General features: G+C 69.5%; 10 protein-coding genes. 4 read left to right on the forward strand and 6 right to left on the reverse strand.

Annotation, left to right across the window (positions count from 1 at the left end):
* The first annotated feature begins 13 nt into the window (after window positions 1-13).
* Window positions 14-394 (forward strand): hypothetical protein, encoded by a 381-nt coding sequence (locus ACIRDX_RS00530; RefSeq protein WP_396623439.1) that lies wholly within the window; start codon window positions 14-16, stop codon window positions 392-394.
* Here the strand turns inward: ACIRDX_RS00530 and ACIRDX_RS00535 are convergent.
* The 5 genes from ACIRDX_RS00535 to ACIRDX_RS00555 all read right to left on the reverse strand — a co-directional run bounded on the left by ACIRDX_RS00535 (window position 391) and on the right by ACIRDX_RS00555 (window position 4921).
* Window positions 391-1791 (reverse strand): amino acid permease, encoded by a 1401-nt coding sequence (locus tag ACIRDX_RS00535; RefSeq protein WP_396623440.1) that lies wholly within the window; start codon window positions 1789-1791, stop codon window positions 391-393. The genes ACIRDX_RS00530 and ACIRDX_RS00535 overlap by 4 nt on opposite strands.
* Complete coding sequence (locus ACIRDX_RS00540) at window positions 1788-2303, reverse strand: hypothetical protein (RefSeq protein ID WP_396623441.1); 516 nt, start codon at window positions 2301-2303, stop codon at window positions 1788-1790. The genes ACIRDX_RS00535 and ACIRDX_RS00540 overlap by 4 nt, the downstream gene beginning before the upstream one ends.
* 38 nt (window positions 2304-2341) lie before the next feature.
* On the reverse strand, window positions 2342-3220 hold the full coding sequence (locus tag ACIRDX_RS00545; RefSeq protein ID WP_396623442.1) for a hypothetical protein: 879 nt from the start codon (window positions 3218-3220) through the stop codon (window positions 2342-2344).
* Between the two features lie 85 nt (window positions 3221-3305).
* Window positions 3306-4166 (reverse strand): anti-sigma factor family protein, encoded by an 861-nt coding sequence (locus ACIRDX_RS00550; protein ID WP_396623443.1) that lies wholly within the window; start codon window positions 4164-4166, stop codon window positions 3306-3308.
* 11 nt (window positions 4167-4177) lie between these two features.
* Window positions 4178-4921 carry an RNA polymerase sigma factor gene (locus ACIRDX_RS00555; protein ID WP_396623444.1) on the reverse strand — a complete coding sequence of 248 codons (744 nt, stop codon included), beginning with the start codon at window positions 4919-4921 and terminating at the stop codon, window positions 4178-4180.
* 265 nt (window positions 4922-5186) lie between these two features.
* Here ACIRDX_RS00555 and ACIRDX_RS00560 point away from each other — a divergent pair, with 265 nt between their 5' ends.
* The 3 genes from ACIRDX_RS00560 (at window position 5187) to ACIRDX_RS00570 (ending at window position 10235) form a co-directional block, all read left to right on the forward strand.
* Complete coding sequence (locus ACIRDX_RS00560) at window positions 5187-7235, forward strand: ABC-F family ATP-binding cassette domain-containing protein (RefSeq protein ID WP_396623445.1); 2049 nt, start codon at window positions 5187-5189, stop codon at window positions 7233-7235.
* Window positions 7236-7628: 393 nt separating this feature from the next.
* Window positions 7629-8768 (forward strand): nitrogen regulation protein NR(II), encoded by a 1140-nt coding sequence (locus ACIRDX_RS00565; protein WP_396623446.1) that lies wholly within the window; start codon window positions 7629-7631, stop codon window positions 8766-8768.
* Window positions 8769-8828: 60 nt separating this feature from the next.
* Entirely contained in the window at window positions 8829-10235 is a 1407-nt protein-coding gene (locus ACIRDX_RS00570) for a sigma-54-dependent transcriptional regulator (protein ID WP_396623447.1), read from the forward strand.
* Between the two features lie 220 nt (window positions 10236-10455).
* On the opposite strand, the gene ACIRDX_RS00575 is transcribed toward ACIRDX_RS00570, so the two are convergent.
* Complete coding sequence (locus ACIRDX_RS00575) at window positions 10456-11208, reverse strand: PEP-CTERM sorting domain-containing protein (protein WP_396623448.1); 753 nt, start codon at window positions 11206-11208, stop codon at window positions 10456-10458.
* Window positions 11209-11218 lie beyond the last annotated feature (10 nt).

Here is an 11218-nt window from a genome sequence, read left to right on the forward strand (position 1 = left end):
ACCCGGATGTAGCATGCCGCCACGACTCCTGGTGCATCTCCTGGGCCTCTGCAACGTCGTTGCAGGGGCCCTCGTCACATTCGCCCTGCCGCAGTTGATGCCGGGCGCCGATGGCCTCGGCTCCACGGCGGCACGTGTGCTGGGCGGATCGCTGGCCGCGTTCCTCGTCGGCAGCGGACTCGGAGCGTGGCTGATACCCGCCGAGGGCCGCCGCCCCTACCTGTGGGTGTTCGGGGTCGCCATCAAGATCGCCGCCGGAGTGCTGTGGGGCAGCACGGCCGTGTCGAGCGGCATCGCTCAGTTGTGGATCGGCGCAGTCCTCGACCTCGGCATCGCCGCGCTGGTCGCAACCACGCTGCTCCGCGCGCCCTCGGGCAATACTCGGGGCGCCTAGCGCGAACGCTGGAACAGGTAGTAGACCGGCACGCCCGCGGCCAGGATGGCGACGCCGGCCAGCGACGGCAGCGGCTCACGCCAGATCGCATTGACCACCATCGCCGCGCTGGCCACCACGAAGAGCGCAGGAGCCACGGGATAGCCCAGGGCCTTGAAGGGACGCGGCGCATCGGGCTCGCGGCGGCGCAGCACGAACAGGGCGAGCACGGCCACGCCGGCAAACAGCACGACCGTGAACCCGGTGTAGTTCACCAGCTGCGCAAAGGTCCCGGTGAGGACGAGCAGCACGGTCCACACGGCCTGGGCGACGATCGCCGCCAGCGGCGTCTGCGTCCGCGGATTGACGCGCGCGGCCGCGGGCAGGAAGAACCCGTCGCGCGCCATTGCGTAGTACACCCGCGGCCCGGCGAAGACGTTGGCGCTGATCGTGCCCAGCGCGATGAAGATCCCGACGACCACGAGCATCGTCGCGGCGCCCTTGCCGAAGAGCACGTCGGCCGCGGCGTCGACGACGCGCACCTCGACGGCGGCCATGGCCCTCACGTCGAGTGCATACAGGTACACGACGTTCATCGCCACGAACAGCACCACCACGGCGATGGTGCCCATCGCCAGCGCCTTGGGCACGTTCCGCCCCGGGTCCTTCACTTCCTCGGCGATGTAGGCGGCGGCGTTCCATCCCGAGTAGCTGAACATCACCGGGATCAGCGCCAGCAGCAGGCCCGAGACGGTCCACGACGCGTCAGCGGCCGGCGAGAAGTGCTGCACCGATCCCTGACCAATCGAGAGGCCGGCAGCCACGAAGACGACGAGCGCCAGCACCTTGATCAGTGCGAGCGCGTTCTGGACGACACGCCCCGGGCCCAGGCCGAGGCCGTGCACGACCGACAGCGAGACGATGATGGTGATCGCGAGCAGTTGCTGCGGCGAGAGGCTCAGCGACACCACGCCCAGGGGCACGCTGACCCACGGCGTGGCGTTGGCGACGCCAGGAAAGAACCGATCCAGCAGGCCGACGAGCCCCATGGAGGTCGCGGCGATGGCGCCCGAGAAACCAGCGACGAAGGAGGCCCAGCCGGTGAGGAACGCCGCCAGCGGGCCGAAGGCTTCGCGCAGGTAGACGTACTCGCCTCCCGACCGTGGCCGCAACGCCGCCAGTTCGGCGTACGCCATGGCGCCCGCGAACGCGAGGACGCCGCCGGCGAGCCAGGCGCCGAGCATCGCGCCCGGGTGGGCCACCATGCCGGCCACGATCGCCGGCATGAACAGGATGCCGCTGCCGATGACGTTGGACACCACCACCGCAGCCGCGTCGTACGCCGAGAGTCGACGCTCGAGCTGCTGGGGCGGAGGCGGCGCGGCCGTGGGCGACGAAGACGCCGGGACTCGGCTCACTGGGCGGCCTTCGCGGGCGACGGCGCGATCGCCAGCAGCTGCCGTTCGATCACCTGCTCGGTGAGCTTGACCCACTGGTTGCCGCCCTGCTTGGCAAACACCTGCACGACCACGTCCTTGAAGCCCTCGTGCTGGAACATGTCCACGCGTGCCTGCTCGCCGGAGTAGCCGAAGCGCGAGCGCATCACGAACGGCCCCACGGTCTGGCCGCCAGGCAGGCCCTTGTAGTCGATCGCCCACACCGACTGCGACCCGAGTTCCTCGGGATCCTCGACGACGCGGAAGACCGCGTTGACCTGCACGCTGTTGATGGACCGTGCGTCCTTGTTGCGGAGCTTGAACGACACGGTCGGCAGCAACCGGTTCTGCCCCGCCTCCACGCCTCCATCGTCGTAGCCCGTCTGGAGTTCCTGCACCTCGAGCGCCTCCTCGACGGTCGGGACGCCGGCACAGGCCGCAGCAAGCAGGAGAACGGGAATCAACAGGAACTGGCGGCGAGACCCACGACGCATGGTCGGCATTCTAGCCTCTCGCCCGCCGGGATGGCTGATCAGAACTCCCGGACGACGACGCGGGCGCGCGCCTCGTCGCGGGTGAGCCGCTGGGCCCGGAACTCGGTCAGGTCCGACACGCGCACGCTGAGGGTGACGGTGACCATGTCGGAGACGGCATCCGGAAACGCGACATAGCCGGCGTCGCGCGCCGCCACGGTGACCCACTCGGTGCTCACGAGCGGCAGCGAACCGGCGTAGTCGAGCATCGCGTCCACGAGCGCCTGCTTCACTTCGGCCTCGTAGACGGCGCTCGGGTCGGGCAGGGGTTGTACCGCCTCGTCCTCGGCGGCCGATGCGATGGGCGTGGCCCCGGTATCGGTAGACGCGCGCGTGGCCGACGGGAGGCCGGGAGCGGCCGACGGCCTCGCGCCAGCGCTCGGGCGCGGAACGGCCACCAGTTGCAGCTGCACCGTGCGCATGGCGCGCTCGAGATCGGCACGCACGGCCGGATCCTGTTCAGCCGCGGCCAGCTTCTGGAGCGACGCGAGCACGCGCTCGTCGCGGTCCTGGCTGAGCACGCGCAGCGCCCAGTTCACCGACTCGCTCAGGCGCGGCACCTCGACCGAGAAGAACAATCCGTATCCGTCAATCCGGAACCCCTGCGCCCGCGGGGCTCCGGCGAGGGCGAGCACGTCGGGGGTGACCGTGGCGGAGGCGAGCCGACGCCGCATCAGATCGGCAGCGTGCTCGATGGCCCGCTCCAGCACGTGCTCCATCTGACGGACGTGGTACCGCGCCGTGAGGGCGGCGCCTCGCCCGCCGTCGGGCCGTGGCTGCACGGACGGGCTGGACGGGGGGACGGCACGGGCCTCGGGGGCGGGCGACTGCAGCTCGGCGGCAGAGGCCACCACGGGCAGGGCCGTGAGGAGGGCCATGAGGACGAGCACGGGGCCGCGAGGGCCCCGGACCCGTCGCAGCGAACGACGTGGCACGACTGACACGGGAGTAAAGACGCCCGGATCAGGGCCGTGGCTGTGTCGAGGTCACCCGACGCAGCAATTCGTTGCGCTGTTGCTCGAGTCGCTGGAAGGCCTGCTCCACCTGGACGATGTCGTTCTGGCGCTGCAGCTCGAACTGGCGACCGAGTTCGGTGACGCGCAGGGCGAGGTTCTGCTGCTGGCGCACCTCGCTCTGGTCGAGCATGTCCTGGAACCGCTTCAGCAACTCCGCCTGGGCCAGTTCGGGACGCACCGGCCCGGCCGGCGGCGGCTCGGCGGCCGCGCGCAACGCGAGCGATTGGGTGGACGACCGCGCGTCCTGGACGAGGCGCGTCATGTCGGCGCGGATCTGTGTGGCCAGCAGGTCGAGGTCGGCCCGCCACGGCGGCTCGCCATTGGCCGCCGCATTCAGCCAGGCCGAGGCCGGAGGCGCGCCACCGGACGCCGGACGCGCCGGCACGGGGACGGGCGACGCCACAGGCGGGGTGGCCGGGGCCGCAGTCGCCGCCAACGGGGCGGCGCTGGCGCCACCACCGGTCGTGATCCGCAGACCCTGCTGGTTGTAGGTGATGTCGAGGCGCGCCAAGGAGGCGGCCGCAGCCAGGACGAGCACGGCGGCGGCGGCGAGGCCGCCGGTCCAGGCCACGCGCTGGAGGCGCGAGGGCGGCGGCGTGCGGACGAGCGCGAACCCGAGGGGGAGGCGTGGAGCGTGCCAGGCGCCAAGCGCGCCCCTCGTGGTATCGAGGCTCGTGATGAGGGCGGCGCACCGGGGGCACCGATCCACGTGGGCCTGGAGGGTCGTCCGCTCGGCGGACGTCCCCTCGTCGTCATACAGCAGGACGAGCAGGGTTTCGGGGTCGGGACAGTGCGTCACATCGCTCATCTACGTCGCCATCAGCGTCGACGCGCCTCGGCGCCAGTTCCTGGTCGTGAATCCGGCAGGGCGTCGGCCGTGATGCCCTGCCGCTCCAGCTCTCGCCGGAGCACGACCAGCCCCTGGTACAGGCGGGTCTTCACCGTGCTCAAGGGGCAATCCAGCAGATCGGCGATCTCCTGGAACGTGAGCCCCTGGTATTCCTTGAGGATGATGGCCTTGCGCTGATCGTCGCTCAGCGAAGCCATCGCCCGGTTCACCGCAGCGCCCAGGTCACGGCGCGCCACGAGGTCCTCCACCGACTCGACCGGTCCATGCTCGCCGGCCAACTCGATGACATCCACACCCTCGGGGGTCTCCACGAAGGGCGCCCGCTTCTGCCGGCGAATCCAGTCGCGGCAGAGGTTCAGGGTGATGCGGTACAGCCAGGACGAGAACTTGGCGTCGCCCCGGAACCCGCCAAGCGAGCGATAGGCGCGGAGGAAGGCCTCCTGCACCAGGTCGCGCGCCTCTTCTTCGCGACCGATCACGCGGTACGCCAAGGCATAGATCGGCCGCTCCCAGCGAACCACGAGCTGGTTGAAGCTCTCCATGTCGCCGCCCGCCGAGCGGGTGACGAGTTCCTCGTCGCTGGTCATCGTCGCGGCAGGGCTCGGGTCATCGCCTCCCCGTGTCCTGTTCTTCTGACGCACGGGGGCTGAAATGGTCGGCTCGGACACCTCGAGGTGTCGGAGCTGGTCTCCGGTGAGGACAGAAACAGACATTGGCACGCTCCTGCCCGGCGATGGGTGCAAGCCGACGGCCAAAACCGCGGCTGGAACGTCCCCCGTCACACTCTTTCGCGGAATTGCCACACTTGCAGCCGTTTTCCGGGCCGGAGCGCGGCAGCGACTCCTCCGCGCGACGACGGCGGCGCCCTCACCGGGGCAGACGCCGGGCTCGGGCTTACGGCGCACGAAAGAGCGGGACGCGTTTCGAATGGCGGCGATACGGGCGACCGGCCGCGAAGAGGCGGTACGATCACACGCGATGCTGCAGTTGGTCGGACTCAGGAAAGCCTTCGCGGATCGGGTGCTGCTCGACGACGTCACGTGGCAGCTGAACGCGCGGGACCGGGTGGGACTGTGCGGCCCGAACGGCGCCGGCAAGACCACGCTCCTCAAGATCCTCGCCCGTCTCGACGAGCCGGACACGGGCCAGGTCGTGACCCCGGCCGACCTGACCATCGGCTACCTCCCGCAGGATGGCCTCGAGTACGGCGGGCGCACCCTCGTCGAGGAGGCCCGCCAGGCGTTCGGGCCGCTGCTCGCGCTGAAGGAAGAGCTGCACCACCTCGAAGAGCAACTGGCCGACACCTCGCTCGACGACGCCGTGCACGAGGCCGTGCTGGTGCGGTACAGCGAGGGCCAGGAGGAGTTCCGGCGCCTCGACGGCTACACCATGGACCTCCGCGTGGCCACGGTGCTGCACGGCCTGGGCTTCGAGGATGCCGACATGGACAAGCCGACCGAGACCTTCTCGGGCGGCTGGCAGATGCGCATCGCGCTCGCCAAGCTCCTGCTGCAACGCCCCGGGCTGCTGCTGCTCGACGAGCCGACCAATCACCTCGACCTGGACGCCCGCAACTGGCTGGAGGAGTACCTCCACGAGTACCCCGGCGCGGTCATGCTCACCTCGCACGACCGCTTCTTCCTCGACGCGGTCGTCACGCGCATCGCCGACCTGAGCCTGCGGACCATCACCGACTACCACGGCAACTACTCCTACTACCTGCGTGAGCACGAGGCACGCATGGAGCGGTTGCGCACGATGAAGCGCGAGCAGGACGAGGAGGTGGCCCGGATCAAGATGTTCGTCGACCGGTTCCGCTACCAGGCCACCAAGGCGGCCCAGGTGCAGAGCCGGATCAAGGCCCTCGAGAAGGTGGTGCCCATCGACGTACCGCCGGAACGCAAGAAGGTGCACTTCACGTTCCCGGAGTGCTCCAAGAGCGGGCGCACCGTGCTCGAGTTGTCGCACGTCGCGAAGCGCTACGACGAGAAGGTCATCTTCAAGGACCTGTCACTGCTCATCGAGCGCGGCGATCGCGTGGCGCTGGTCGGCCCCAACGGTGCAGGCAAGTCGACGCTGATGCGCATGCTCTCGGGGGCCGAGGCGCCCGACGCGGGGACGCGGACCGAGGGGCACCAGGTCGTGACCCAGTACTTCGCGCAGGACGAGGCCAACCGGCTCGAGCCGACGCGGACCGTGTACGAGACCCTCGCCGATGGGTCGCCGGTGAACATGGTGCCGGCCATCCGCAACATCCTCGGCGGGTTCCTGTTCGCCGGCGACGATGTGTACAAGAAGGCCGGCGTGCTGTCGGGCGGAGAACGCACCCGACTGGCGGTCGCGCGCATGCTGCTGCGGCCCGCCAACCTGCTCCTGCTCGACGAGCCGACCAACCACCTCGACCTCGACTCGAAGGACGTGCTGCTCGAGGCGCTCGAGAGCTTCACCGGCACCCTCATCCTCGTGTCGCACGACCGGTACTTCGTGGACCGGCTGGCGACGAAGATCATCGCGGTGGGCCACGGGGGCGCGCTGGTCTACCCCGGCACCTACGAGGAGTTCCGCTGGAGCCAGGCCCAGCGCGACGCTGCCGCGTCGGCCCCCCCGCCTGCCCCGAAACCGGCGCCCACGGCTCGCCAGGCAGCCCCTGCCACGCCCTCCGGCACGGGCGCAACCGCCCCGGCGCGTGGGGCAACGGCCGTGGCGCCCGCCCCCGTCGCCGCCAAGGCCGCCGCCGCACCGGTCGTCGACCGCGAGGAACGCAAGCGCCTCGAAGCCGAGCAGCGCCGCGTCCGGCGCGCCTGGGAGGCCCACCAGGAGCGGGTCGCGAGGGTCGAGAGCCGCATCGCCGAGTGCGAGCGCGAGATCAAGGCCCTCGAGGACACGATGGGCAAGCCCGGCTTCTACGACGATGCGGCGGCCTCCAAGCCGGTGATCGACCGGCACCAGGCCCTCATGTGGGAAGTCGGCGACCGCATGGCCGAGTGGGAAGCCCTGCTCGAGGCCGCCCCGCCTCAGGCGGAATAGCGCGCTCCGCTTCAGCCGGCCACAGGCCACGGGCTTCAGGCAGCCTGTCGCCTCCAGCCCGTGCCCTGCCTGGACGGACGAGGTGCGGCCGCTCCCATGCCCGGACTCGTACCCGGTACCCGGTACCCGGCACCCGGAACTGTACCTACAACCCTGTCGTGCCGATTCTCGTCAGTGGATTACAAGAATCGCCGGATCGCCCTATCCGAATGCGCGAATACGCCATCGAAAAGGGCCAAGAATTTCCAGGCCGCGCGCCAAACTGTAACCGGCACGCACATTGAATGTAATCTGCCGAGCGTGAGCATGCGGGCACACCAACCGAAATCGTCACTCGTTCTCGAAGGCGCCGGCTCGCCCCAGTCGGCCGTCGGGCACGCGCAGGTCGATCTCGTGCCTGAACGGTTCTACCGGGACCTGATCTCGGGCATGCGCAACGGCGTGATCGTGATCCGCCGCGACGGCACCCTGGTGGCCATCAACGACGCCGCCTATGCCTCGCTCGACATGCTTCCGGGGTCGGCAGACGTGGGTCGGGCCATCTCGGCCGTGCTGGCCGACGTCCCCGAGATGGTGCGGGTCCTCGAGGGCGCCTTCGGGAGCGACCCGCTGCCCAACCGGGCGGAGGTCAAGCTGGCGCGCACCGGGCGGTCGATCGGGTTCACGCTCTCGCTGGTCCGCGACGACCTGGGCATCGTGTCGGGTGCAGCGTTGTTCTTCCGCGACCTGACGCGGGTGGAGCAGCTCGAGGAGCGGGAACGCCTGCGGGACCGGCTGGCCGCTCTTGGCGAGATGGCGGCGGCCATCGCGCACGAGGTCAAGAACCCGCTGGCCGGCATCGAGGTGATGGCGGGCCTGCTGAAGCGGCGGATGTCGGACAACCCCGAGGCGCAGTCGATGCTGGCCGACATCATCGGCGAGGCCAAGATGGCCAACGCGATCGTGCTCGAGGTGCTGGACTTCGTCCGGCCGGTTCGCCTGCAGGTCGAGGACGTGTCGCTGGCCGGGATGGTGCAGGACTCGCTGCACATGGCCGACAGCCTCGTCACACGCGGGCACGTGGCGATCTCGGTGGACGTCGCCGAGGACCTGCCGCCGGTGCAGGGCGACGGTCACCAGTTGCGGCAGGTCTTCACCAACCTGCTGACCAATGCGCTCGAAGCCCTCGACGGGCAGGGACGGCTCATCATCCAGGCCACGGCACTGGACCGCCTCCCCATCCCGTCGACGCCGGATCATCCGCCCGGGCCAGGCGTCGAGATCACCGTGCTCGACGATGGGCCGGGGATTCCCGAGTCGATGCGGGAGCGGATCTTCAGCCCGTTCTTCACGACCAAGCCGCGCGGGTCCGGCCTCGGGCTGGCGATCGTACGCAAGGTCATGGACGCGCACGAGGGACGCATCGAGGTGGAGCCGGGCCCGAACGGCAGCGGCACCTGCTTCCGTCTGTTGTTGCCCCTGGCACCGGCGATCGAGCACCCGCCGTTCCAGCACAGCGACAACGGCGCCCCGGGCGGACCAAGGCCGCGGTGACGGCGCTGTTGGTGTAACCGAGCACTTGTACGTTCGACTTTCAAACTACCTGGAACCATCATGGGCCGCATCCTCGTCGCCGACGACCACGACTCGCTCCGCCGCGCCCTCGCCCGCGCCCTCACCGAGGCCGGCCACGAGCTCACGGAGGCCAACAACGGCAATGTCGCCATCGAGCGCCTGCACGAGACCAACTTCGACGTCGTACTCAGCGACCTGAAGATGGGCGGCAGCGACGGGCTCGACGTGCTGCGCACCGCCAAGGCGCTGCAGCCGCAGACCGCCGTCATCCTGATGACCGCGCTCGGCTCGGTACACACGGCCGTCGAGGCGATGAAGATCGGCGCCTTCGACTACGTGCCCAAGCCGTTCGAGATCGAGGAGATGGAGGTCAAGATCGACAAGGCGCTCGAGCACCGGCGCCTGCGCAACGAGGTCGACTACCTCCGCCACGAGCAGGGCGGCATCTACCAGTTCGACAACATCATCGGCGCCAGCGGCGCGTTGCAGCGCGTGCTCGACGTGGTGAAGAAGGTCGCCAAGAGCAACACCACCGTGCTGATCAACGGCGAGACCGGCACCGGCAAGGAGCTGATCGCCGGCGCCATCAACCACAACTCGCTGCGCTCGGCGCGCAACTTCGTCAAGGTGAACTGCGCGGCGCTGCAGGAGAACCTGCTGGAGTCCGAGCTCTTCGGGCACGAACGCGGCGCCTTCACCGGCGCCGACAAGCAGCGGATCGGCCGCTTCGAGCAGGCCGACGGCGGCACGCTGTTCCTCGACGAGATCGGCGACATGAGCGCCAACACGCAGGCCAAGATCCTGCGCGTGCTGCAGGAGCACGAGTTCGAGCGCCTCGGCGGCACCCGCACCATCCGCGTCGACGTCCGGCTCATCGCCGCGACCAACCGCAACCTGGCGGCGATGGTCGAGCAGGGCGGCTTCCGCGAGGACCTGTACTACCGGCTCAACGTCGTGCAGATCGAGATGCCGCCGGTGCGTGAGCGCAAGGACGACATCCCGGCCCTGGCCAACTTCTTCATCAAGCGCTTTGCCGTCGAGCTGAAGAAGCGGATCGAGGGCGTGACGCCGGAAGCCCTCAAGCTCCTGATGCGGTACAACTGGCCCGGCAACATCCGGGAGCTCGAGAACACCATCGAACGCGCGGCCCTGCTGTCCGAGGACCGGCTCCTCACCGCCGAGGACCTGCGCCTCGGCGGCACCAGCACCACCGAGGCGCACGACGCCACCCACAGCGTCGTCAAGATCCCGCCCCAGGGCATCCCGCTCGAGGAGATCGAGCGCCAGGCGGTGGTCGAGGCCCTCAAGATGGCCAACTGGGTACAGAAGGACGCGGCGGAACTGCTCTCGATCAGCCCGCGCGTCATGAACTACAAGATCAAGACCCTCGGCATCGACTTCCCGCGCAGCCGTCGCCCCGCCCTGGGCACGCCGATGGTCATGTAGCCAGGTATCGGGTACCGGGTACCGGGTACCGGGTACCGGGTGCCGGGTGCCGGGTGCCGGGTGCCGGGTGCCGGGTGCCGGGTGCCGGGTACGGCGGCTCAGAGCTCAGAAGACTCGCTGAGCCTCGAGCCCTGCCCATGAGCCTTTGCATGAGGCATGACGCCGATGGTCGCGTAGAACAGAAGTCGGCAGTCGGCAGTCGGCGGTCGGCAGTCAGTCCCTAGCGACGACGACGGAGACGGCGGGCGACTCCGGTCAGGCCCGCGCCCAGCAGAACCAGGGTGGTCGGCTCCGGCACGTGGCCGGCAGTCCCGATGTCGTCGATGCCCCAGCCGTCGCCCGTGCGGTTGTTGTTCCACTCCAGAGCGGTGATGCCCGTCGTGGACGAGAGCGTCACGAAGAACAGGTCGCCACTGGCCTGGGTCGGCACCACGGTCTGCTGCGTCCACGCGCCGTCGAACGCGCGGAGTGTCAACGTGCCGCCCTGGTCGCTGACGTCGCTCAGGAAGAAGAACAGCGTCGACCGCGGCTGGGTGAGGTCGAGGCGCATGCGGTTGATGTCGTTGGAATCGAGCCAGTTACCGGCGCGGGGCGCCAGCCCCGGCGTGGTGCTGAACCGGCCGTTGAACGGCGTCGTGGCCGCGTTGAGCACGTGGAGTTCCTTGCACGCCCCCGCATCCTTGATGCACGCGCCTCCGGTGCCGTTGGAGAACCCGGCCCCGACGCTGAAGGTCCCGGCACCGGTGACCAGGCTCGTCGCGCCATGGACCGGGTTGGCCGACGCCGTGAAGCCCTCGAAGTCCTCGAGGATGGTGTGGGGACCGTACCCGCTCAACGTCGTCGCCTTGGAGGCCAGGCGCGCGGCCTGGGTGGCGCCTGACAACTCGGTGATCGTCAGGATGGGTGCCGCGAAGGCAGAGGGGGCAATGAACAGGACAGCAACGACGAGCGAGCGGACGACAATGGCGTTCATGGGTCTCGAG

This window comes from Luteitalea sp., from assembly GCF_044337415.1.
In the GTDB taxonomy this organism is placed as follows: domain Bacteria; phylum Acidobacteriota; class Vicinamibacteria; order Vicinamibacterales; family Vicinamibacteraceae; genus Luteitalea.

Excerpts from the sequence above, each read along its gene's own strand:
- ACIRDX_RS00560 (WP_396623445.1), top strand. The coding sequence starts at position 5,187 with ATGCTGCAGTTGGTCGGACTCAGGAAAGCCTTCGCGGATCGGGTGCTG.
- ACIRDX_RS00530 (WP_396623439.1), top strand. The coding sequence starts at position 14 with ATGCCGCCACGACTCCTGGTGCATCTCCTGGGCCTCTGCAACGTCGTT.
- ACIRDX_RS00545 (WP_396623442.1), bottom strand. The coding sequence starts at position 3,220 with ATGGCCCTCCTCACGGCCCTGCCCGTGGTGGCCTCTGCCGCCGAGCTG.
- ACIRDX_RS00540 (WP_396623441.1), bottom strand. The coding sequence starts at position 2,303 with ATGCGTCGTGGGTCTCGCCGCCAGTTCCTGTTGATTCCCGTTCTCCTG.
- ACIRDX_RS00555 (WP_396623444.1), bottom strand. The coding sequence starts at position 4,921 with ATGTCTGTTTCTGTCCTCACCGGAGACCAGCTCCGACACCTCGAGGTG.
- ACIRDX_RS00575 (WP_396623448.1), bottom strand. The coding sequence starts at position 11,208 with ATGAACGCCATTGTCGTCCGCTCGCTCGTCGTTGCTGTCCTGTTCATT.
- ACIRDX_RS00550 (WP_396623443.1), bottom strand. The coding sequence starts at position 4,166 with ATGAGCGATGTGACGCACTGTCCCGACCCCGAAACCCTGCTCGTCCTG.
- ACIRDX_RS00570 (WP_396623447.1), top strand. The coding sequence starts at position 8,829 with ATGGGCCGCATCCTCGTCGCCGACGACCACGACTCGCTCCGCCGCGCC.